The organism is Bacteroides sp. D1 (assembly GCF_000157095.2).
GTDB lineage: Bacteria > Bacteroidota > Bacteroidia > Bacteroidales > Bacteroidaceae > Bacteroides > Bacteroides xylanisolvens.
Genome location: NZ_JH114346.1, coordinates 84,985 through 108,712, shown reverse-complemented (window position 1 = coordinate 108,712; position 23,728 = coordinate 84,985). Strand labels below are relative to the sequence as shown.

General features: G+C 45.3%; 17 protein-coding genes. 15 read left to right on the top strand and 2 right to left on the bottom strand.

What is annotated here, in order from left to right; all coding sequences use genetic code 11:
• Window positions 1–160: 160 nt before the first annotated feature.
• From BSAG_RS06140 to BSAG_RS06195, 12 genes are all read left to right on the top strand, one after another.
• Entirely contained in the window at window positions 161–1,186 is a 1,026-nt protein-coding gene (locus BSAG_RS06140; protein WP_004313177.1) for a sugar kinase, read from the top strand.
• Between the two features lie 69 nt (window positions 1,187–1,255).
• Window positions 1,256–1,924, top strand: a complete 669-nt coding sequence (locus tag BSAG_RS06145; RefSeq protein ID WP_004300153.1) for a bifunctional 4-hydroxy-2-oxoglutarate aldolase/2-dehydro-3-deoxy-phosphogluconate aldolase — start codon at window positions 1,256–1,258, stop codon at window positions 1,922–1,924.
• Between the two features lie 276 nt (window positions 1,925–2,200).
• Entirely contained in the window at window positions 2,201–3,103 is a 903-nt protein-coding gene (locus tag BSAG_RS06150; RefSeq protein ID WP_004313176.1) for a cation diffusion facilitator family transporter, read from the top strand.
• Window positions 3,104–3,151: 48 nt separating this feature from the next.
• Window positions 3,152–4,750 (top strand): aspartate:alanine exchanger family transporter, encoded by a 1,599-nt coding sequence (locus tag BSAG_RS06155; protein ID WP_004312547.1) that lies wholly within the window; start codon window positions 3,152–3,154, stop codon window positions 4,748–4,750.
• 46 nt (window positions 4,751–4,796) lie between these two features.
• A complete protein-coding gene (locus tag BSAG_RS06160; RefSeq protein WP_008640660.1) occupies window positions 4,797–5,177 on the top strand; it encodes a hypothetical protein in 381 nt (126 codons plus the stop codon).
• 84 nt (window positions 5,178–5,261) lie between these two features.
• Entirely contained in the window at window positions 5,262–7,589 is a 2,328-nt protein-coding gene (locus BSAG_RS06165) for a TonB-dependent receptor (RefSeq protein WP_004312545.1), read from the top strand.
• Between the two features lie 125 nt (window positions 7,590–7,714).
• Entirely contained in the window at window positions 7,715–8,056 is a 342-nt protein-coding gene (locus BSAG_RS06170) for a hypothetical protein (protein ID WP_008770610.1), read from the top strand.
• A 109-nt stretch (window positions 8,057–8,165) separates the two neighbouring features.
• A complete protein-coding gene (locus tag BSAG_RS06175) occupies window positions 8,166–10,505 on the top strand; it encodes a TonB-dependent receptor (RefSeq protein WP_004312544.1) in 2,340 nt (779 codons plus the stop codon).
• Window positions 10,506–10,609: 104 nt separating this feature from the next.
• The gene (locus BSAG_RS06180) at window positions 10,610–11,803 is read left to right on the top strand and encodes an AraC family transcriptional regulator (protein ID WP_004312543.1); all 1,194 of its coding nucleotides are present in this window, start codon (window positions 10,610–10,612) and stop codon (window positions 11,801–11,803) included.
• 218 nt (window positions 11,804–12,021) lie between these two features.
• Entirely contained in the window at window positions 12,022–13,218 is a 1,197-nt protein-coding gene (locus BSAG_RS06185) for an Ig-like domain-containing protein (protein ID WP_004312542.1), read from the top strand.
• 60 nt (window positions 13,219–13,278) lie between these two features.
• Window positions 13,279–14,094 carry a DNA-binding domain-containing protein gene (locus tag BSAG_RS06190; protein ID WP_004312541.1) on the top strand — a complete coding sequence of 272 codons (816 nt, stop codon included), beginning with the start codon at window positions 13,279–13,281 and terminating at the stop codon, window positions 14,092–14,094.
• A 120-nt stretch (window positions 14,095–14,214) separates the two neighbouring features.
• Window positions 14,215–14,559, top strand: coding sequence for a hypothetical protein (locus BSAG_RS06195; RefSeq protein WP_004312540.1), 345 nt, complete (start codon window positions 14,215–14,217; stop codon window positions 14,557–14,559).
• A gap of 280 nt (window positions 14,560–14,839) precedes the next feature.
• Here the strand turns inward: BSAG_RS06195 and BSAG_RS06200 are convergent, their stop codons facing one another.
• Window positions 14,840–16,405, bottom strand: coding sequence for an ATP-binding protein (locus tag BSAG_RS06200; RefSeq protein WP_004312539.1), 1,566 nt, complete (start codon window positions 16,403–16,405; stop codon window positions 14,840–14,842).
• Window positions 16,406–16,494: 89 nt separating this feature from the next.
• Window positions 16,495–17,409, bottom strand: coding sequence for a cation diffusion facilitator family transporter (locus tag BSAG_RS06205; RefSeq protein ID WP_004312538.1), 915 nt, complete (start codon window positions 17,407–17,409; stop codon window positions 16,495–16,497).
• A gap of 189 nt (window positions 17,410–17,598) precedes the next feature.
• Between BSAG_RS06205 and BSAG_RS06210 the strand changes: the two genes are divergently transcribed.
• The 3 genes from BSAG_RS06210 to BSAG_RS06220 all read left to right on the top strand — a co-directional run bounded on the left by BSAG_RS06210 (window position 17,599) and on the right by BSAG_RS06220 (window position 23,722).
• Window positions 17,599–19,905, top strand: coding sequence for a family 20 glycosylhydrolase (locus tag BSAG_RS06210; RefSeq protein WP_004312537.1), 2,307 nt, complete (start codon window positions 17,599–17,601; stop codon window positions 19,903–19,905).
• Between the two features lie 312 nt (window positions 19,906–20,217).
• Window positions 20,218–21,990, top strand: a complete 1,773-nt coding sequence (locus tag BSAG_RS06215; RefSeq protein WP_008019731.1) for an ABC transporter ATP-binding protein — start codon at window positions 20,218–20,220, stop codon at window positions 21,988–21,990.
• Window positions 21,983–23,722 carry an ABC transporter ATP-binding protein gene (locus BSAG_RS06220; protein WP_008770612.1) on the top strand — a complete coding sequence of 580 codons (1,740 nt, stop codon included), beginning with the start codon at window positions 21,983–21,985 and terminating at the stop codon, window positions 23,720–23,722. Before BSAG_RS06215 ends, BSAG_RS06220 begins: the two co-directional genes overlap by 8 nt.
• The last annotated feature ends 6 nt before the right edge of the window (window positions 23,723–23,728 follow it).

Here is a 23,728-nt window from a genome sequence, read left to right as displayed (position 1 = left end):
AAAATTGTTGTATCTTTGTGCCCGCACACGAAAGGTATGTGGTGTTAGTCTTTTTATAGATTAATAGTCATGTTATCAGTGTGTTAACCCCTAAAATAGGGCTGGAATGATAAATTGAAAGTTCATAATATTAATAACTTAGAATTTAAAACATAAGATTATGGGAAAGAAAGTCGTTACATTAGGCGAAATCATGCTTAGATTATCAACTCCGGGTAATACTCGTTTTGTTCAATCTGACTCTTTTGATGTAGTATATGGTGGTGGAGAAGCTAACGTTGCAGTGAGCTGTGCCAACTACGGACATGACGCCTATTTCGTAACTAAATTACCGAAACACGAAATTGGACAGTCTGCTGTTAACGCATTGCGTAAATATGGCGTAAAGACAGACTTTATTGCCCGTGGTGGCGACCGTGTAGGTATCTACTACTTGGAAACAGGTGCTTCTATGCGTCCTAGCAAAGTTATTTATGACCGTGCTCATTCTGCAATTGCTGAAGCTGACGCTGCTGATTTCGACTTTGATGCTATCATGGAAGGTGCTGACTGGTTCCACTGGTCTGGTATCACTCCGGCTATTTCTGACAAGGCTGCCGAGTTGACTCGTCTGGCTTGTGAAGCTGCAAAACGTCACGGCGTAACTGTTTCTGTTGACTTGAACTTCCGTAAGAAACTGTGGACGAAAGAAAAAGCACAGTCTATCATGAAACCGTTGATGCAGTTTGTAGACGTATGTATCGGTAACGAAGAAGATGCAGAACTTTGCTTGGGCTTCAAACCGGATGCTGACGTTGAGGCTGGCCACACAGATGCTGAAGGCTACAAGGGTATCTTCCAGCAAATGATGAAAGAATTCGGATTCAAATATGTAGTTTCTACTTTGCGCGAATCTTTCTCTGCTACTCACAACGGTTGGAAAGCTATGATCTACAACGGAGAAGAATTCTATACTTCAAAACGTTATGATATCGATCCGATTATCGACCGTGTAGGTGGTGGTGACTCTTTCTCCGGCGGTATCATCCACGGTTTGATGACTAAACCTAATCAGGGTGCTGCTCTTGAATTCGCTGTTGCTGCATCTGCATTGAAACATACTATCAATGGTGACTTCAACCTTGTTTCTATAGAAGAAGTAGAAGCATTGGCTGGTGGTGACGCAAGCGGTCGCGTACAGAGGTAAATAAGTTGAGAGTTGAGAATGGAGAGTTGAGAGTTTGAAAAATCAATTCATTTAAAATAAGAAATTAAGATGGCAAAATTCGATAAAATAGCCGTATTGAATAAGATCGGCTCTACAGGAATGGTTCCTGTATTCTATCACAAAGATGCAGAAGTTGCAAAGAAAGTAGTAAAGGCTTGTTATGACGGTGGTGTTCGTGCTTTCGAATTCACAAACCGTGGTGACTTCGCACAGGAAGTATTTGCTGAAATCGTTAAGTTCGCAGCAAAAGAATGTCCTGAAATGGCAATCGGTATCGGTTCTATCGTTGATCCGGCTACTGCTGCTATGTACTTGCAGCTGGGCGCTAACTTCGTAGTAGGTCCGTTGTTTAATCCTGAAATTGCTAAGGTATGTAACCGTCGTTCGGTAGCTTATACTCCGGGATGCGGTTCTGTATCAGAAGTAGGTTTTGCGCAGGAAGTAGGTTGCGATCTTTGCAAAGTATTCCCGGGTGATGTTTACGGAACTAACTTCGTGAAAGGCTTGATGGCTCCAATGCCATGGTCTAAGCTGATGGTAACAGGTGGGGTAGAACCTACTAAAGAAAACCTGACTGCATGGATTAAAGCTGGTGTATTCTGCGTAGGTATGGGCTCTAAGTTGTTCCCGAAAGATAAAGTGGCAGCAGAAGACTGGGCTTATGTAACTGCAAAATGTGAAGAAGCGCTCGGTTATATTGCCGAAGCTCGTAAATAAGATTAGAGAGCGAAAGCTGTCTATAATAAAAAGAGGTTGATGCGACAGCCTCTTTAAAATATGCCTCGAGGGTTAGTTAGTTTAGTTAGTATATGAGGCATATTTTCATTTTGTTTAAAGGTGTTTAAAGGGGATAAGCCATCGGGATGATTCATTCATTTCGGTGGCTTGTTTTTTCTGGAGGGGAGCCGTTACTATTGCCGAAAGTGGAATGGGGATGAACTAATCTCCCGATGAGATGTTTTTTAGATAATAGATATAATAACAATATATAATATGGAACCTCATCATCACCACGAACATAATCATCAGTTGATATCGCTCAATAAGGCCTTCATTATAGGCATCACTTTGAATATTGCTTTTGTTATCGTAGAATTCGGAGTAGGGTTTTATTATAATTCTCTGGGATTGCTTTCCGATGCCGGGCATAATTTGGGTGATGTAGCCAGCCTGGTGCTTGCTATGTTGGCTTTCCGGTTGCAGAAAGTTCATCCCAATAGCCGTTACACGTATGGATATAAGAAGAGTACGATTCTTGTCTCTTTATTAAATGCAGTTATATTATTGGTTGCCGTGGGCATTATCATTGCCGAGAGTATAGATAAATTGTTCCATCCGGTTTCCGTAGATGGTTCTGCCATCGCATGGACAGCCGGGGTGGGAGTGGTCATCAACGCGCTGACTGCCTGGCTCTTTATGAAAGATAAAGATAAGGATCTGAATGTGAAAGGAGCTTACCTGCATATGGCAGCAGATGCATTGGTTTCTGTGGGCGTAGTTGCTTCCGGTATTATTATCACCTATACAGGATGGAGCATTATTGACCCGATTATCGGGCTTGGCATTGCTGTTGTCATTATTGTCTCTACTTGGGGATTGCTTCATGATAGCCTCCGGTTGTCGTTGGACGGAGTACCGGTGGGGATAGACGCTCAAAAGATACAGCAAATTATCATGGAACAACCCGGCGTGGAGAATTGCCATCACCTGCATATCTGGGCGTTAAGCACAACGGAAACCGCTTTGACTGCCCATATTGTTATTGACAATATCACACAGTTGGAAGAAGTGAAACAGCATATAAAGGAAGCACTTGAAGAGGCAGGTATTCATCATGCCACTTTGGAGTTTGAAGACGAAAGGACTACTTGCTGCAAGGAATGTTGTGAGGATTAAATAAAATCCGTACCTTCGCGCCCTTAAACTAACTAACCTTTATTTTTTATGTTTACTGACTTATTGCATTCCTCTTATTTTTCCCTTTTCCTGATTGTCGCATTGGGATTTATGCTGGGAAGAATTAAAATTAAGGGGTTATCTCTCGATGTGTCGGCAGTTATTTTCATTGCCCTTCTTTTCGGGCATTTTGGTGTTATCATTCCTAAAGAATTAGGAAACTTCGGCTTGGTGCTCTTCATTTTTACCATCGGTATTCAGGCAGGGCCCGGATTCTTCGATTCTTTCCGTAGCAAAGGAAAGACGCTTATTCTCATCACTATGCTTATTATTTGCGCCGCCTGTCTTACCGCAGTCGGACTGAAATATGCATTTGATATCGATACACCGAGTGTTGTCGGTCTGATTGCCGGAGCGCTGACTAGTACGCCGGGTTTGGCTGTTGCCATCGACAGTACCAATTCTCCTCTGGCATCCATTGCTTACGGTATCGCATATCCGTTTGGAGTGATCGGCGTGATTCTGTTTGTCAAGCTGTTGCCTAAAATCATGCGGGTGGATTTAGATAAAGAAGCCCGTCGCCTGGAGATAGAACGTCGCGGACAATTCCCGGAATTGACTACTTGTATTTATCGCGTCACTAATGCGAATGTGTTCGATCGCAGCTTGGTGCAAATTAATGCGCGTGGTATGACAGGTGCTGTCATTTCACGTCTGAAACACAATGATGAAATATCCATTCCTACCGCCCATACGGTGTTGCATGAAGGAGACTACATACAAGCCGTAGGCAGCGAAGAGTCACTGGATCAACTGGCTGTGTTGGTAGGCAATAGAGAAGAAGGTGAACTGCCTTTGGATAAAACACAGGAAATAGAATCTTTGTTGTTGACTAAAAAAGACATGATAAACAAACAGCTGGGTGATTTGAACTTACAGAAAAACTTTGGTTGTACAGTGACTCGTGTTCGTCGAAGCGGTATTGATTTATCTCCGTCTCCCGATCTAGCCTTGAAGTTTGGTGATAAACTGATGGTAGTCGGTGAGAAAGAAGGACTTAAAGGAGTAGCCCGCCTGTTGGGAAACAATGCGAAGAAACTATCTGATACGGACTTTTTCCCCATTGCAATGGGTATTGTATTGGGCGTGTTGTTCGGCAAAATAAATATCTCTTTCTCTGATAGCCTGTCATTCTCACCGGGACTGACCGGGGGAGTTTTGATGGTAGCTCTTGTGTTGAGTGCGATAGGTAAGACAGGACCCATTATCTGGTCTATGTCCGGACCTGCCAACCAGTTGTTGCGCCAGTTAGGTCTGCTTCTTTTCCTTGCCGAAGTAGGAACTTCCGCCGGAAAGAACCTCGTAGCCACTTTCCAGGAAAGCGGATTATTGATGTTCGGAGTAGGAGCTGCCATCACATTGGTGCCGATGCTTGTTGCTGCTATTGTCGGACATTTCGTATTTAAAATCAGTCTGCTCGATTTGCTGGGAACTATTACGGGAGGGATGACAAGTACTCCGGGACTCGCTGCCGCCGACTCGATGGTGGATAGCAATATTCCGAGCGTAGCTTACGCAACTGTTTATCCGATTGCCATGGTATTCTTGATTCTGTTTATTCAAGTAATAGCCTCGGCTGTATATTAACAGAATTTTATATAATAATTGATTGTTAAATAAATAGTTCGTATCTTTGCCGCCTCAAAGAAAAAATGAGGTGAAACGATTGTTATTGAATATTACACGCTACTTCTTGCCGATACTGTTTGTATCGTATCTGGTAAGCTTTACATTCTTTGCCCACGTGCATGTGGTCAATGGCGTGACAATCGTCCATTCACACCCGTTTAAGAAAGGGGCGGCACATAAACATTCTACAGTTGAACTGCAACTGATTCATTTTCTGTCTCACTTAACGGCAGACGGTGCGGCTGTTGTTTTTGCTCTTTCCCTTTTTATTCCTTTCTTATTATGCTTGTTGCCCGGACGTTCGCAACACACTCACTATCACTGTCCGTATCATGGGGTAGTGGGACTTAGGGCACCCCCGGTTATTCGTTTTTCTGTTCTTTAAATGATGATACCGTACCTTGCATGAGGTAGGGCATTATCTGTCTATCCATGTGAATACTTATCGAAAACGAATAACAAACGAAAAATGAAGAAATACATCTTTTCGCTTGTCTGCTTGTGCTGCACATTGTTGCCTGCCCTCGAAGGACAAGCTCATGAATATCCTAATCATCCCGAATTACGTAAGTCAGATGCCAATATCGTTGGCCATATTCTTGATAAAAATACAAAAGAGCATTTACCCTATATTACAGTCGCCTTGAAAGGTACGACCATCGGAACTGTGACCGATGCTACCGGGCATTATTTTTTGAAGAATCTTCCCGAAGGTAATTTTGTGCTGGAGGTCAGTTCGGTGGGATATAAAACCGTCAGACGGAATGTGACGCTGAAGAAAGGGCGTACATTGGAAGAAGATTTCGAGATAGAAGAAGATGCGGTTGCTTTGGATGGCGTAGTCGTATCTGCCAATCGTAATGAAACCACCCGCCGTCTGGCTCCGACACTGGTGAATGTAGTAGATTTGAAAATCTTTGAGAATACCAATTCTACGACTTTGGCGCAAGGCTTGAGCTTTCAGCCGGGTGTTCGTGTAGAGTCCAATTGTCAGAATTGCGGTTTCCAGCAAGTGCGTATCAATGGACTGGATGGCCCTTATACGCAAATCCTGCTCGATTCCCGTCCCATTTTTAGTGCGCTTTCCGGTGTGTATGGTATCGAACAGATTCCTGCCAGCATGATAGAACGTGTGGAAGTGATGCGTGGAGGCGGCTCGGCACTGTTCGGCTCATCTGCCATTGCCGGTACAATCAATATCATCACCAAAGAACCGATGCGCAACTCTGGTATGTTATCTCATACGATTACGGGAATTGGCGATGGCGACGTTTTCGACAACAGTACGGCATTGAATGCGTCTCTCGTGACGGACGACCAGCGTGCAGGTCTGTATATCTTCGGTCAGAACCGCCACCGTTCTGCGTATGACCATGACGGCGACGGATATTCCGAAATACCCAAATTGCACGGTCAGACAATTGGTTTCCGTTCGTTCCTGAAAACAACGACTTATTCGAAACTTACTTTTGAATATCACCACATGGAAGAATTCCGCAGGGGAGGAGACTTATTGAACCGCCCGCCTCATGAAGCGAATGTGGCGGAGCAGACCGAACACTCAATCAATGGCGGAGGACTGAAGTTCGATTATTTCTCCCCTAACGAGAACCATCGTTTCAATGTGTTTGCATCTGCACAGCATATCAATCGCGACAGCTATTATGGTCCAGGTGACAGAGACCCTTTGGATGCTTACGGAAACACCACTGACTTGAACTGGATGGCAGGCTCACAGTATGTCTACAGCTTCGGCAAATGCATCTTCATGCCTTCCGACCTGACTGCCGGAATAGAGTTCAATCAGGACAAACTGGAAGATAACATGTGGGGATACAACCGCACGGTAGACCAGAAAGTGAATATCGGTAGTGCTTTCCTTCAGAACGAATGGAAAAATGATCATTGGGGATTCCTGATTGGCGGCCGTTTGGATAAGCATAATCTGATTGACCATGTGATATTCAGTCCGCGTGCCAACTTGCGTTATAATCCGACAGAAAACATCAATCTTCGTTTTAGTTACTCATCCGGCTTCCGTGCTCCGCAGGCTTTCGACGAAGATTTGCATGTGGAAAATGTAGGCGGTAATGTAGCGATGGTTGAACTGGCGGATAATCTGAAAGAAGAAAGATCACAGAGCTTGAGTGCTTCGGCAGATATTTATCATCGTTTTGGTGCGTTTCAGGTTAACTTCCTGGTAGAAGGATTCTATACAAAGTTGTCGGATGTTTTTGCCCTTACCGACGGAGAGGTAGTGGATGGAATTCTGACACGTACCCGTCACAATGCATCAGGAGCGCAAGTTCTGGGATTGACACTGGAAGGAAAGATGGCTTACCTGAATAAAATCCAAGTTCAGGCGGGAGTCACTCTGCAACAGAGCCATTACAGCAAACCGCACATCTGGAACAAAGAAGCTCCGGCGGTGAAGAAAATGATGCGTACGCCAAATACTTACGGCTATTTTACAGCAACCTACACCCCGATAAAACCGTTATCTATCGCTCTTTCCGGTACCTATACCGGTTCGATGCTGGTTCCCCACGAGCCGGTTCCGGGATTCCTTGAAAATCCGATAACGGTGAATACCAAAGACTTTTTCGATATCGGTTTGAAAGCTGCTTATGACTTCAAACTTTACAAGTCGATGAACCTCCAGTTGAATGCCGGCATACAGAATATTTTCAATGCCTATCAGGACGACTTCGATAAAGGAGCTGACCGTGACTCCGGCTATATCTATGGTCCGTCACTTCCGAGAAGCTTCTTTGCCGGGGTGAAGATCAGTTATTAAGATTCGGTTAAGATTTAAAATCGTTATAAATAGGGATTGTTTTGCATGGAGACAATCCTTATCTTTGCAAAAAAACAAACTAAACCCTGACTTTACTGCACAGAATAGATGTGCAAGATTACCGGATGAAACAATTGTACCTACATATAATGAAGTGGTTTTTGCCTGTACTGTTTATCTCGTACATGGCAGGAATCACTTTATTTACTCACTCCCATGTAGTAAACGGGGTAACGATTGTCCATTCGCATCCATTTAAAAAAGGCAGTGAACATAGCCATACGACGGTTGAATTCCAACTCATTCACCTGTTGAATCATGTATTGGTGACAGACAGCGGATTAATACCTACATTCGCGGTCGCTGCTTTATCTCTATTATGTATCCTGTTTATCCGCCCGCAAGTTGAGCCATATCACCGTTCTTGTCCGGGCGTCATATCTCTTAGAGCACCTCCTGTCGCTTAGTCTATCTTTTCGGGAACAGTATTCATCAGTTAGGAACAACGATTAATGATCGCTGCTTCCCTTTCCCTTATTATTATTTTTGATTTTAAACATTAAAAGACTAACGACAATGAAGAAATATCTTTTAGTCCTGGCCGGCCTGTATTGTGTCCTGTCATACGCATTGGCTGAACATCCGGACTACCCTGAACTGAAAAAATCCGATGCGAACATCATAGGCCATGTACTGGATAAGAAAACGAAAGAGCACCTTCCTTACATCACCATTGCACTGAAAGGAACAACGATAGGAACCGTGACCGACGCTACCGGACATTATTTTTTGAAGAATTTGCCGGAAGGTAACTTTATACTGGAGGTTAGCTCGGTCGGCTACAAGACCGTGACCCGCAACGTGACTCTGAAAAAAGGAAAGACACTGGAAGAGGATTTTGAAATAGAAGAGGACGCGATTGCTTTGGATGGGGTAGTGGTTTCCGCCAACCGCAGTGAAACGACGCGCCGTTTGGCTCCTACTTTGGTAAATGTCGTCGATCTGAAGCTATTTGAAACGACTAACTCTTCCACTTTATCGCAAGGGCTGAACTTTCAGCCCGGTGTACGTGTAGAGACAAACTGCCAGAATTGTGGTTTCCAGCAAGTCCGCATCAATGGACTGGACGGACCGTATACGCAGATTTTGATAGATTCCCGTCCCGTATTCAGTGCCCTTTCCGGAGTGTATGGCCTGGAACAGATTCCCGCCAGCATGATTGAACGCGTAGAAGTGATGCGTGGGGGAGGTTCCGCCTTGTTCGGCTCTTCGGCCATTGCAGGAACCATCAATATAATCACCAAAGAGCCTTTGCGCAATTCCGGCCAGCTGTCGCACACCCTTACTGCTTTAGGGGGCGGCTCCTCATTCGATAACAATACCTCCCTGAATGCTTCATTAGTGACGGACGATCATCGTGCCGGACTGTATATCTTTGGTCAGAACCGTCACCGGTCCGGATATGATTATGACGGAGACGGATTCACCGAACTACCTAAATTGAAGAATCAGACAGTGGGCTTCCGCTCTTATCTGAAAACAAGCACTTACTCCAAACTAACCTTCGAATATCACCACATGCAGGAATTCCGTCGGGGAGGGGATATGTTGGACCGTCCTCCTCACGAAGCCCATATTGCAGAGCAGTTGCAACATTCGATTGATGGTGGAAGTTTGAAGTTCGATTATTTCTCGCCAGATGAAAAGAACCGTCTAAGTATCTTTGCGTCAGCCGCCAATACAGATCGGGACAGTTATTACGGACCGGGTAACGATCCTCTGAAAGCCTATGGAAAAACAACGGATTTAACCGCTATGGGCGGCGCGCAGTATGTACATACGTTTGATAAGTGTTTTTTTATGCCTTCTGACCTCACGGCAGGACTTGAATATAACCGTGATCGTCTGAAAGATAATATGTGGGGATATGACCGCCACACGGATCAGACGGTAAATATTTACAGTGCTTTTCTGCAGAACGAGTGGAAGAACGACCGTTGGGGCATTCTGATCGGTGGTCGTCTGGATAAGCATAACATGGTAGATAATGTCATCTTTAGCCCCCGTGCCAACTTGCGTTTCAACCCGACACAGAATATAAACCTGCGTTTGAGCTATTCATCCGGATTCCGTGCTCCGCAGGCTTTTGATGAAGATATGCATATTGAAAATGTGGGCGGAACAGTGGCAATGATTGAGCGTGCGAAGAACTTGAAAGAAGAGAAATCCCAAAGTTTCAGTGCGTCCGCAGATATGTATCACCGTTTCGGAGTATTCCAGACGAATTTCTTGATCGAGGGCTTTTATACAAGACTGACAGATGTCTTCGTGTTGGGCGAACCTTATGACCGTGGCGATGGGATATTGGTAAAAACACGCAGTAACGGTCCCGGCGCGAAAGTGATGGGGCTAACGCTGGAGGGCAAAGTGGCTTATCTTTCCATCCTGCAAATACAAGCGGGACTCACTTTGCAACGCAGCCGATACGATGAACCTCATAAATGGCATGACGACGCACCGGCAGAAAAGAAAATTTTCCGTACTCCCGATACATATGGTTACTTCACAGCTACTTATACTCCCATCAAACCTTTATCCATTGCCCTGTCAGGAACTTATACCGGGAGAATGTTAGTGCAACGCATGGATATCACCGCCGAGAACGCCGAACTGGGCGCAATGCCCGAACGAAAGGCGGAAGCCATCCGTACACCCCGTTTCTTCGATTTGGGAGTGAAACTGGCTTATGACTTCAAGCTATACAAAACAGTCGATTTGCAACTAAACGGCGGAGTTCAGAACCTCTTTGAGTCTTATCAGAAGGACTTTGATAGAGGAGCTAATCGGGATTCCGGCTATATTTACGGGCCTTCTCTGCCGAGAAGTTTCTTTGCCGGAGTGAAGATTAGCTATTAGGTTGTTTCTATACGATTTTGCAGACTTGTCGAGTTTTACAGGGTGTAACTAGTCGGTTTCTCGTCAAGATTCATTAACTTTGTCGGGAAAATAAATGCTAAGCAATGGATATACCGGCTTTACACACACTAACAAACGGCATTATTATCGGAATATGTCTGTCTATATCTTTCGGTCTTGTCTGCTTCAAGCAGATGGCGCACGCCATTAATCCCAAATACAGGCGTGCATGCCATTTCTTCATCGCTGCTTCTCTCATTATCGCTGCCGGTCATTTGGCGGAGTTGCTGGTTGACGGGTTCGGCGTATACCGGTCGTTGGACTTATTCTCAATATTGGTGTTGGTGCTTGCTTCTTCGCAGGCGTTGATGTTCACGTTTATGTTGATATTGCTGTTCGACAGCAGATACGTCACTTTTGCCAATGTGATGAAGCATGCGGCGCCTTCGCTCGTTTTCATTCTGCTGTATGTGGTGAGTTGCTGCATTGAAGCGGACGTCTGTGTATATTCTTTGGCAGAATGGCGTGCGTGTGTCGTTCACAATCTCCCGTTGGCAGTGCGGACCTTGTTCGGTGTCACCTATACCGTACAACTGTTCGTTTACATCAGCCTCTTTTTCCGTAAAAAACACCGCTACATCACGCATTTAAAAGAATTGACCGGAGAATGTATCTCCAAACTGGAACTCCGGTGGACGATGCGCGCTTTCCTTTATGCGTTGAGTATCGGCATTGGCGCATGGGTTTTACTTGTCTGTCCGGGACCGATACCCGAGTTTAGTTTCAGTTTCCTTATCGTGGTTTTCTATCCTGCTTTTGCATGGCTGTACACTAACTATCATTACACTTACGAGATGCTACGCCGTTTTATCGTCGAACAGGATGGGAAACTGCCCCAACCACCGCTCGAAGCCGATATGGGCGACCTCATCTGTTACCTGCAATCCGGCGATAGCAACCACTTGTTTGAAGAGCTCGAAGCCTATCTGCAGAAAGAACAACCGTACCTCGACTACAACTTCAAGCGTGACGACCTGATTAAAGCTCTTGGCACAAACGAGCGTAATCTCTCCGCCGCTGTGGGGCGTGCCACAGGACTGACCTTGCAAAATTATCTTCTCCGCCTGCGCATCCGTCATGCCATGGACTTGCTCCTGCTTCCGGACTACGCGAACCACACAATCGAAGACATTGCCGGAGCGTCGGGCTTCAAGGCAATGCGCACCTTCAACCGCAATTTCCGCGAATTGGTAAAAATGACTCCTACTGAGTTCCGCCAACAAAAGTCTGTACTTTAAAGGAGAAGGCGATACTCTTTTATCATCAAATGCTGTTGTTTCCATCAATGCATAGGTAGAAGTTTCTCCGAACAATGGAATTTCCGGCAATCCTGCAAGATTTGCAGGATTTTGGCTATACAATGCAGGATTTTGGCTATACCTTTTCGTTGTTGCATATTACTTTTGTCCGAAAAGAGAACACGATTTATTCACCCTTTTAGAAAGACAAAAGACGTATGAAACAACTAAGAATCTTTTTCCTCTGCCTTATGGCAGCAACGTTGGCAACCGCCTGTGGCGACGACAACAATGACGACAACTCTGTGCCCGTAGAGAGCATCACCCTCAATCATGAGACTCTGACCCTGAAATCGGGAGCGACCGAAACGCTGGTTCCCACCATTGTCCCCGACCGGGTGACTGCCGAATCCGTAGTATGGAGCAGTGACAAAACTTCCGTAGCCACCGTAAGTAAAGACGGACTGGTGACCGCCGTAGCTGAAGGAACAGCCACCATCACCGCCACCGCACGCGAAAAGTCCGCCACCTGCCTTGTGACGGTCAGCAACAAGACGCTTGTCACTACCGCAGCCGAACTGAAAACCGCTATTGAAACGGCAGACGGCACTGCGGATGCACCAACACAAATCATCCTCGGTAGAAGTATTGAGGTTGCTGCGGATGCAGAGCATTTTGCCTTATCAATAGACGGCAAACACATTGCTATTGACGGCGGAAATAGTCCTATCGGCGGCGGAAATTATTATATTTCCCGTACCGCTAGCGACAAAAGCCTTTTTGAGCTTACAAACGGCGCGTCATTGAAGCTGACCAACCTCAACATTTATGGAAATGCTGCTGCCCATTCAGCTGATGTCGCCTGCATATTTGTTAGGGCGTCTTGCAAACTAACGCTGGGTAACGGCTTCGAACTATATTCCGGCGATGGGAATGATAATGACCAGCTAATTGGTATCTCTGTCGGTGATAATGCCACACTCATTATGGAAGGCGATGCTGAAATCTCCAAAAGCATAAAGGGGCAGGAAGTGCTTGTTGCCCCTACAGGAATACTGCAACTGAAAGGCGGAAAAATAAAAGCAAGGGAGGAGGGAACGTATATGAGTGAACGGAGCCTCTGTCTGCAAGCTGCGATTAATGGCAATCAAGTGACCATCCCCACCGTTACGGTTGAAAACGAACTTCCGGCGGATTCTGATTTTAAATTAGATCTATATGATTACGTGTTGAGTAGTTCCACTGTCCGGCCAGGAGCCGAAACCGTTGTTAAGGGAACCGACAGCTACACCTTGACTGACAGTGATCTTATGAAGTTCCATCTGATGACTAATACTACTGGGGGCATGACATATTATGACAGTTATTTCGAACTTTATCTGGACGGTAATGCTATCAAGATACGTGCGAAATGACAAGCAGCACAGAACGTAACTAATAAATAGATATTCACTTTCCTTAAAACAATCATTATCATGGCAACAAACGAAAAAATCACGCTCAATGTTGACCTTTACGACAACATCATGACCGAACAAAAAGGCGACTACACCGGACGCGCACGCATCACAGGCAGTCTGCACAACAAAGAAATCGCAGCACGCATCATCAAGGAGCGTACCGAGTACCGGCAGGAAACCATCGAGAACATCCTCGACCTTGCCGACCAGAAGAAGGTGGAAGCCATCGCCGAAGGGAAGAGCGTGGTAGACGGTGTGGGACAGTACATCGTCACCGTACGCGGTTCGTTCCTCGGGGAGAACGCCCAGTTTGACGCCACGAAGCACTCGCTCGGTGTGTCCTACACACCGGGACAACTGCTGCGCGACCAGCTCAAAGCCGTAAAAGTAATCTGCAACGGGCTGGCACAGACGGGGCCGGTCATCAACTCCATCACCGACTCCGTGACGAAGAGTATCAGCCAGGTCATCACTTCCGGCGGTCCTGCCGTTATCAGCGGAAGCAACATTAAAATCCTCGGTGACGACCCTTCGGTCGGCATCTATCTCACCAAAGACGAAGAGGGAGCCGTCCCGTTGAAAGTGTCCGTCATCGTTCACAACGCACCGTCACAACTCACCATCATGCTACCTGCCATAGAAGCCGGAAAGCTCTATGCGCTAAGCATCACGACACAATATAGCGGAAGCAACAAGGCATTGAAAACGCCACGCTCTTACCGTTTCCCGATTCTGCTGGGTGACGAAAACGCGGGTGGCGGCGGTGGCGGCGGCGAAGCGCCCGACCCTGAAATCCCCGGAGGAGGTGAAGCCCCCGACCCGGCTGCATAAAGAAGCAGGTCACGAATGAGGACGGACAGTCCGGCTGCAGACAGCGCATCCGCCCTCATGGCAAACAAAAAAGGCGGCAGCCTTTCATAATTTACCCTTTTAAAGAAAACAGAAAGACGCATGAAACAACTAAGAATCTTTTTCCTCTGCCTTGTGGCAGCAACGTTGGTAACCGCCTGCGGCGGCGACGACAAAGACAACTCTACACCGGTAGAGAAAATCACCCTTGACAAGGACAAACTGACGTTTGTGGCTCAATGGAAGATGCGGCCATCCCATTTTCCCGAAGGTGGATTCACGGTGGTGAAAGGAGACGGATACACCTTAACCCAACTCGATCTTGAGAAAATCACCTCATTGGAAATGGACGTCACCGGTAGTTCTGTAACCTCTGAAAACTGCGAACTGGTACTGGATACAGCCGAAAATGCCATCAAGCTGCGTATCAAAGCAACAGCCTATTGAATACGTAAAACCGGAACGGCGGAAAGGGATGTGTGCCGCAGTAGGCTGGGGAGACGTGCCGCAGCAGGCTAGGGAAGCATGCCACAGCAGGCAAGGGGAGCATGCCACAACAAGTTAGGGAAACGCACCACAGCAAGCTGTGGCAATACACCCTAATTTCCCGGCTACGACAGCACAGAACACGCAAAAAGGCAGCAGTTACTCACAGACGAGAGCAACTGCTGCCTTTTTCATGTGTCACATCATATCCTTGTCTACTTCAAGCAAGTGGCGTACGCTGTTAATCTGTTTCGATTTCCCAGTCTCCAATCGTTCTCGTGGTACTGTCGAAGTTGATGCCGACCTTCACCACTTTCCGGTGGTCTGCCTCATAAGGAATCGCATACCCTTTGCTGTTAATTTGCGCCAAAGCCTCTTCTGCGGTGCCGTTCATTTTAAATTCAAGTACATAAATAGCATCCTGCATTTTGATAACCACGTCCGCCCGTCCGACAGCGCTTTTGACTTCGGTATCCACATATTGTCCCATCAAGCGGAACAGAAGATAGAATATAGTTTGATAATGTTTTTCCTCTTTATTGTTCAAGTCGTTCGGAATAGAGGCGAAGAAAGACCGGGTGCGTTCAAGGCAAGATTCAAGGTTCCCCTTCATTAAATCACGCACAAAGGACACTACATAAAAGTTGCTTTCGCGCGTAGGTTGGTAAAGATAAGAAGGGATGAGCGACTCGATAAAGCCGATTCTTACTTCCTCGTTCGGGTAGCCTAATGTATAGGTACGAAAGAAAGCATCGTACGACTTGATTGTGAGATAACCGCTTTGGTAGAGCACCGGAATAGGGTCGGTGAGACAATCCGTAGCCTTGTCGAAATCTTCCGGCTTGGCGTCCATACGGTCGAGCAGACGGATGTCAAAGTTCATTTGTTGCAGGAGTTCTATCAGAAAGGTAGGGGTACCGGTAGAAAACCAGTAGTTCTCATAACTCTTTTGGGCAAAAGCATTAATCAGGCTGAAAGGATTGTACACATCCACACAGGATTTACTGAAATGATATCCGTCATATTGCTTCTTCAAGTGGGCGCACGCCTCTTCATACGTTTCATCGTTGGCTTGTGCCATCTGTTCGACATCAATTTTCATCTGCGTCAGCAGTTCCTGTTCGGTGATACCGCAGATAGTGCTGTAATTGTCGCTCATGCTGACGTTCTGAAGATTGTTAAGTTCGCTGAATATGCTCATCTGGCTGAATTTGCTGATGCCCGTCAGGAAGAGGAAGCGAAGATATTTACCTGACTTTTTTAAGGGGCTGAAGAAGTCGCGCATGATACCACTAATCTCATGCTGCAACTCATGGTTATTGTTACTGTCCAGCATCGGGGCGTCATATTCGTCCACTAATACGACAACCTGCTGCCCGGTTTGCTCATAAGCGCGGCGGATGATACCTTCCAGACGTAAACTAAATGTGTCTTCGCCTTCCTGACGTCCGTAGACGTTTTCCCAAAGTAACAGCTGAACATTGATAGATGCGCGAAGTGACTCTGCTTCCATATATTTACTGCCGCTAAAGTCGATATGTAGCACCGGATACACTGTCCAGTCTTTCTCTAACTGCTCCATGTCCAGTCCGTTGAAAAGTTCTTTCTTTCCCAGAAAATAGGCTTCGAGCGTAGAGACAAGCAGACTTTTCCCGAAACGACGGGGACGACTCAGGAAATAAATCTTATTTGTATTGACGAGTTGATAAATCAGTGCAGTCTTATCAACATATATGTAATCATTATTGCGCAAATCTTCAAAATCCTGTATCCCGATAGGATAGCGCCTGAATGTTCCTTCTTCCATATCAAATTTTTATTAAAATGTGAACGATGAATGCAAAGTTAAGAAAAAGAAGCGGAATAGCTTTCTTTGTTGCCGAAGATTTTCACGTGTCACACCATATCCTTGTCTACCCCGAATTTCTCATCCGTCTGACACTCCCCGGCAGGTTCCACATGCACCAGAATATCATAGACATTATCTATCGAGCTTTCAATACTTTTCTCCACCGCCCCGGCAATCTCATGCGCTTGTGTAATCGTTATCTGCGGATTCACCTCTATATCGAGCGTAATTATATACCGGTTTCCTATCATTCTCGACCTGACCCGGTGCGGATTACTTGCTCCCGGCACTTTCTCGACAGCTTCGAATATCTTATTATACACATTGACATCCTTCACGCCATCCATAAGCTCCACATTCGAGTCGAGAAAAATACCAATGGACGACTTGATGATAAAGAGGCTGATTATCAATCCCGTTATCGAATCGAGTATCGGCAATTTGAATATAAAAGTAAAAATCAACCCTAATAAAACTCCGGCCGAGATGACAACATCATTACGCATATTTATCGCATTCGCCGTCAGCATGGAACTGTCTATTTTCTTTCCCTGTTTGTACTGGTACGAAGCCAGCATCAGTTTGCCGACAATAGAGAATATAGTCACATAGATAGCGATAGCCGATGGTATCTCTTTCACTTCATCTGAAAAGATGCTTTGAATGGAAGATATCAGCATTTGCATACCGGCATAAAATATCACCAGTGACAGAATCTTTGTCGCGATGCCTTCCGCTTTCTCATAACCAAATACATATTTCTTTGAAGGAGGACGGTTGATGAGGCGTGCCGTAAAAATCATAACGATAGAGATAACGACGTCGGTTGCCGAGTCGATACCGTCGCCTACTACCGCCAAACTACCGGCCCATAAACCGATGAAGATTTTTGATGCGGACAGGATTGCATTGCCAATGGTGCTAATCCATGAGGTTTTGATTAAGATGTTCTCTCTTGACATTGAAGTGACTCTTTATAATTAATTGTTTGATTGAGATTGGCTAGCAAAGATAAACATTTATAGGAGTCTGTGACGTCAAGTCGCAAAAAAAACTTTTTCCGGGCTTTTAGTAGTTTCTATGTTTTAGTTGTATTATATATAGATGGTCAATTAAAGACAGGACAAATCATTTATTAAATAGTTAACCGCATGTTCAAAAAACTAAGTAGTTCTTTACTCATTGTATCAGCTTGTGTTTTTTCTTCTTGTACGCCCACCGTCAAGCAAGAGATTGCAATCCTACCTACCCCCGTTAGTCTGACCGAGCAGTCTGGCTCGTTTGTTTTAAAAGATGGAATGAAGATTGGGGTTTCCGATCAGTCCTTGTTTCCGGCTGTCGGGTATCTGCAGGAGATTCTTCGGAATGTCATATCGTCTTCTGTTGAAGTCACTACCGATCAGAATCAGGTAGATATGTATTTCCAGTTGAAAGATACCGGTGGAAAGCCCGGCTCTTATAAACTTGAGTCTACACCGGAGTCTGTTCGGGTAGAGGCAACTGACTATTCGGGCTTTATTTCTGCGATTACTACTATTCGCCAGTTGCTTCCTGCAACGATAGAAGTACAGGGAGAAAAACAAACTTATTCGATTCCTGCCGTGCAAATAGAAGATGCCCCCCGTTTTGAATGGCGTGGATTTATGCTGGATGCTTCCCGTCATTTCTGGAATAAAGATGAGGTGAAGCATGTACTGGATCTGATGTCTTTGTATAAACTCAATAAATTCCACTGGCACCTGTCCGACGACCAAGGTTGGCGTATAGAGATCGAGAAGTACCCGTTGCTTACGGAAAAAGGGGCCTGGCGTAAATTCAATACGCAGGATCGTACCTGTATGGCACGTGCGAAAGAGGAAGATAATACCGATTTCCTGATTCCGGAAGATAAGATACGCATTGTGGAAGGAGATACGCTGTATGGAGGCTATTATACTCACGATGATATCAAAGAAATTGTAGCCTATGCTGCACAAAGAGGAATTGATGTCATTCCCGAGATTGATATGCCGGGACATTTCCTGGCGGCTATCGGTCAATATCCGGAATTGGCGTGCGACGGATTAATCGGGTGGGGGGAAACATTCTCTTCTCCTATCTGTCCGGGTAAAGATACAACGCTGGAGTTTTGTAGGAATGTGTTCAAAGAAATTTTCGAGCTTTTCCCTTATGAATATGTGCACATGGGTGGTGATGAAGTGGAGAAAGCCAACTGGAAGAAATGTCCTCTCTGTCAGAAACGTATTCGTACGGAAAAACTGGGTTCAGTAGAAGAGCTTCAGGCATGGTTTGTACGTGACATGGAGAAATTCTTCCTTGCCAACGGAAAGAAACTTATTGGTTGGGATGAAGTGGTAACCGACGGATTATCTTCCGATGCTGCTATTACATGGTGGAGAAGTTGGGCGAAAGACGCGTTGCCTACGGCGACCGCACAAAAGCAGAAAGTGATTGCTTGTCCGAATGAACATTTCTATTTTGATTATGCGCAGGATCAGAATTCAGTAAAGAAAATACTGGCGTATGATCCGTGTGCGGATGAACGGTTATCACCGGAAGAGAAGAAATACATCTGGGGTGTACAGGCTAATCTCTGGGCTGAATGGATTCCGACTATGAAACGCATTGAATATCTGATTGTTCCCCGCATGATTGCATTGAGCGAAATAGCTTGGACAGAGCCGGCTGCTAAACCAAGTCTCGAAGAGTTTTATCGTCAGCTTGTTCCGCAGTTTAAACGGATGGATGTGATGAGGGTAAATTATCGTGTGCCCGATTTGCAGGGATTCTATAAAGTGAATGCATTTATTGATGAAACAGCAGTTGACTTGACTTGCCCGTTGCCCGGCACTGAAATACGCTATACGACAGATGGAAGTATGCCTACCAAGGAATCAGCTCTTTATGACGGTGCTTTGGAAGTGGAGGAGACTACCGATTTTGCTTTCCGTACTTTCCGTCCGGATGGTTCTCCATCGGATGTGGTGCGTACCAAGTATGTAAAGGCTCCTTATGCGGAGGCGGTGACTGCTCCGGCTGCTTTGCAGTCCGGCTTGAAAGCAGTATGGCACGATTTTCGTGGTAATCTTTGTGCGGATATTGAAGCAGCTCCTGTCAAAGGGGAGTATGTGGTGGAATCGGTATCTATCCCCGAAGAGGTGAAAGGAAATATCGGTCTGGTGTTGACCGGCTATCTGGAAGTTCCTGCCGATGGTATCTATACATTTGCCCTTCTTTCGGACGACGGTAGCACATTGATGCTCGACGGTGAATTGTTGGGAGATAATGATGGAGCACATTCGCCGGTGGAGATTATTGTGCAGAAGGCATTGAAAGCCGGGCTTCATCCGATAGAGGTGCGTTACTTCGATTGTAACGGAGGCGTATTGCAGATGGAACTGGTGAATGAAAAAGGTGAAAAAGAAGTATTGCCAAGTACGTGGCTGAAACATGAATAACTATTCTGTTGTTTTAATCATTACTTATTCGTTATAGTCTGAATAGCAAATTTCATTATTTTTAGGTATTGCTCGTCTTGCCGGTGAGCGGTACCTTTGCAGAAAATAATTGAAAACTTATGCGAATCAGTGAGAGACGAGTCGAGATTAATCATATATCAAAGGTGCACATGCACCGGATTGAATGGGATGAAGAGAGCTTATAGAAATATAAGCTCTCTTTTTTTTTGAACGATTTCGAATATTGTTCTTTTTTGAAAACAAGCGATAAGTTAAATGATTGTCGAACTTAATATAGATTGAACGTACGTTATGAGTACATTGAAAAAACTTCAGAACTACATGGGTAAACGGAAAGTGCTTTTGCCTGCGGCAATGCTACTGTCTGCCCTAAGTGCCCTGGCGGGCATGTTGCCTTATATTCTTATTTGGCTGATTGTGAGAGAACTGCTTGAATACGGAGAGATAACCTCTTCCGGTAATGTGGTGACGTATGCCTGGTGGGCGGCAGGCATGGCCGTGGCGAGTATCGTCCTTTATTTTGCCGCCTTGATGTCTTCGCATCTTGCAGCTTTTCGGGTTGAATCGAATTTGCGCAAAGAAGCCATGCGCCAGATAGTGCGTATGCCTCTCGGTTTCTTTGACATTAATACGAGCGGACGTATCCGTAAGATTATAGATGACAATGCAGGGGTTACCCATAGTTTTCTGGCACATCAGTTGCCCGACCTTGCGGCTACTTTTCTAGTGCCGTTGGTAGCTGTCATACTGATTTTTATGTTCGACTGGATACTCGGTCTGGCATGTATCGTTCCTGTAATTATTGCCATGCTGGTTATGGGATTTATGATGAATGCGGAGGGACGGCAGTTTATGAAAAGCTACATGACTTCTCTGGAGGAAATGAATACCGAAGCTGTAGAGTATGTGAGAGGAATTCCCGTAGTGAAGGTTTTCCAGCAGACCATTTACTCTTTCAAGAACTTTCATCGCTGTATCATGAATTATAATAAAATGGTATTCGGCTATACACGAATGTGGGAGAAGCCGATGTCGCTCTATACCGTTATTATCAATGGCTTTGTGTTTTTCCTTGCTCCGTTGGCTATTTTGCTGATCGGTTATTCTGGTAATTATGCATCGGTATTACTTAATTTCTTCCTATTTGTTCTCATTACTCCCGTATTCTCCCAAAGTATCATGAAAAGTATGTATCTCAATCAGGCTTTGGGGCAGGCGAGTGAGGCCATCGGACGTCTTGAAAATCTGGTTGCTTATGAGCACCTGACTGTTGTAGCGCATCCACAACCGGTAAAGGAATTCAGTATTCAGTTCGAAAAGGTTTCCTTCAGCTATCCGGGAGCTAATCAAAAGGCGGTGGATGATATCAGTTTCACCATTACGCAAGGAAGGACAGTAGCTCTTGTCGGAGCTTCAGGCGGAGGGAAAACGACAATTGCCCGTCTTGTTCCCCGTTTCTGGGAGGCAACAGAAGGGAAGGTTTTAATAGGTGGCATCAATGTAAGAGAAATCGCCCCTGAAGAACTGATGAAACATATTTCTTTTGTGTTTCAGAATACAAAGCTATTTAAGACTTCTTTGCTTGAAAATATCAAATATGGTAATCCCAACGCGACAATGGAGGAAGTGGAACGGGCAGTAGATATGGCACAATGCCGGGAAATTATCAATAAACTTCCGCTCGGACTAAATACAAAGATCGGTACAGAAGGAACGTATCTCTCCGGCGGGGAACAACAACGAATCGTGCTCGCACGTGCGATACTGAAAAATGCCCCCATCATCGTACTGGACGAAGCGACTGCTTTTGCCGATCCCGAAAATGAGCATCTGATTCAGCAAGCCCTGAAAGAACTGACAAAAGGAAAAACCGTATTGATGATTGCCCACCGTCTTTCAAGCATCACGGATGCCGATAATATTCTTGTGATTGACAAGGGTAAGATTGCGGAACAAGGCACACATGCCAAACTGCTTGAAAAACAAGGTATCTATTATAATATGTGGAATGAATACCAGCAATCCGTTCGCTGGACAATAGGAAAGGAGGTTTCTAATGATTGAAGTAATAAAAAGACGTTTTGCCCTTTCAACTAAAGGAGCAAAAGATTTCTGTAAAGGTGTGTTTTTCACTACACTGCTAGATATTGTATTGATGTTGCCGGCGGTATTTGTTTTTCTCTTTCTTGAGGAATATCTTCGTCCGGTGTTTCAGCCTTCGGTTTCGGTGACGCATGGTATTCTCTACTATAGCATACTCGGTATTATCTTTATGATAGTCATGTATATATTTGCGGTATTGCAATATCGTAGCACCTATACCACCGTTTATGATGAGAGCGCGAACCGGCGTATCTCATTGGCGGAAAAACTTCGCAAGTTGCCTCTGGCTTTCTTCGGCGAAAAGAATCTTTCCGACCTTACCGCCACGATTATGGATGACTGCACTGATCTCGAACATACTTTCTCGCATGCGGTTCCCCAGTTGTTTGCTTCCATTATCAGCATTCTGCTTATTACCGTCGGTATGGCATTTTATAACTGGCAGTTGACGATTGCTTTGTTCTGGGTAGTGCCGCTTGCCGCCGCAATTCTTCTTTTCTCGAAGAAGGAAATACAGAAAAGCAATGAAAGTAATTATCTGAACAAGCGAATGGTGACTGAACATATTCAAGAAGGACTTGATACTATTCAGGAGATAAAACCTTATAATCAGGAGAGGGACTATCTGGAGAAATTGGATGCAAGCATCGATACCTATGAAAAGGTACTGACCCGTAATGAACTGGTGCTCGGCATATTGGTAAACGGTTCCCAAAGTGTATTGAAACTCGGCTTGGCAAGCGTCATTATCGTCGGTGCCAATCTCTTGGCTTCGGGGACAATCGATTTGTTTACCTATCTTATATTTATGGTGATCGGCTCGCGTGTATATGCTCCGCTCAGCGAGGTGATGAATAATATTGCCGCTTTGTTCTATCTGGATGTGCGTATCAGCAGAATGAATGAGATGGAAGCATTGCCGGTACAGCATGGAACTACCGATTTTACTCCTAAAGGCTATGACATCGAGTTTCAGCAGGTAGACTTTGCTTATGAGCAGGGAAAACAAATATTGAAGAACTTGTCCTTTACTGCCCGACAAGGCGAAAAAACAGCTTTGGTGGGTCCTTCGGGCAGTGGCAAGAGTACGGCAGCCAGGTTGGCAGCACGTTTTTGGGATATTCAGTCGGGAAAGATTACCCTCGGCGGACAGGATATCAGCCGGATTGATCCTGAAACGTTACTGACGAACTATTCCGTTGTTTTTCAGGAAGTAGTTCTTTTTAATGCTTCCATCATGGATAATATCCGTATTGGCAAACGGGATGCTACGGATGAGGAAGTCCGGAGAGTTGCCCGCCTAGCACAATGTGATGAGTTTGTCACTAAAATGCCGCAGGGATATCAGACGATTATCGGTGAGAACGGGGAAACATTGTCAGGTGGTGAGCGGCAGCGTATTTCCATCGCCCGCGCTTTGTTGAAGGATGCTCCAATTGTTTTGCTGGATGAGGCTACTGCTTCGCTCGATGTGGAAAATGAAACCAAGATACAGGCAGGCATATCGGAATTGGTACGTAACAAAACAGTACTGATTATTGCGCACCGTATGCGAACCGTTGCCAATGCCGACAAAATTGTAGTATTGGAGAATGGAAGTGTTGCTGAAATGGGAACACCGGAGGAATTGAAAAAGAAAAATGGTATATTTGCCCGGATGGTGAACAGACAGGTTACAAATATGAATGGATAAATAGCA

Bases quoted from the DNA above. Each gene is read 5' to 3' on its own strand.
- BSAG_RS06185 (WP_004312542.1), top strand. From the start codon at position 12,022: ATGAAACAACTAAGAATCTTTTTCCTCTGCCTTATGGCAGCAACGTTG.
- BSAG_RS06155 (WP_004312547.1), top strand. From the start codon at position 3,152: ATGTTTACTGACTTATTGCATTCCTCTTATTTTTCCCTTTTCCTGATT.
- BSAG_RS06145 (WP_004300153.1), top strand. From the start codon at position 1,256: ATGGCAAAATTCGATAAAATAGCCGTATTGAATAAGATCGGCTCTACA.
- BSAG_RS06205 (WP_004312538.1), bottom strand. From the start codon at position 17,409: ATGTCAAGAGAGAACATCTTAATCAAAACCTCATGGATTAGCACCATT.
- BSAG_RS06170 (WP_008770610.1), top strand. From the start codon at position 7,715: ATGAAACAATTGTACCTACATATAATGAAGTGGTTTTTGCCTGTACTG.
- BSAG_RS06195 (WP_004312540.1), top strand. From the start codon at position 14,215: ATGAAACAACTAAGAATCTTTTTCCTCTGCCTTGTGGCAGCAACGTTG.
- BSAG_RS06215 (WP_008019731.1), top strand. From the start codon at position 20,218: ATGAGTACATTGAAAAAACTTCAGAACTACATGGGTAAACGGAAAGTG.
- BSAG_RS06140 (WP_004313177.1), top strand. From the start codon at position 161: ATGGGAAAGAAAGTCGTTACATTAGGCGAAATCATGCTTAGATTATCA.
- BSAG_RS06175 (WP_004312544.1), top strand. From the start codon at position 8,166: ATGAAGAAATATCTTTTAGTCCTGGCCGGCCTGTATTGTGTCCTGTCA.
- BSAG_RS06220 (WP_008770612.1), top strand. From the start codon at position 21,983: ATGATTGAAGTAATAAAAAGACGTTTTGCCCTTTCAACTAAAGGAGCA.
- BSAG_RS06180 (WP_004312543.1), top strand. From the start codon at position 10,610: ATGGATATACCGGCTTTACACACACTAACAAACGGCATTATTATCGGA.
- BSAG_RS06200 (WP_004312539.1), bottom strand. From the start codon at position 16,405: ATGGAAGAAGGAACATTCAGGCGCTATCCTATCGGGATACAGGATTTT.
- BSAG_RS06190 (WP_004312541.1), top strand. From the start codon at position 13,279: ATGGCAACAAACGAAAAAATCACGCTCAATGTTGACCTTTACGACAAC.
- BSAG_RS06165 (WP_004312545.1), top strand. From the start codon at position 5,262: ATGAAGAAATACATCTTTTCGCTTGTCTGCTTGTGCTGCACATTGTTG.
- BSAG_RS06210 (WP_004312537.1), top strand. From the start codon at position 17,599: ATGTTCAAAAAACTAAGTAGTTCTTTACTCATTGTATCAGCTTGTGTT.
- BSAG_RS06150 (WP_004313176.1), top strand. From the start codon at position 2,201: ATGGAACCTCATCATCACCACGAACATAATCATCAGTTGATATCGCTC.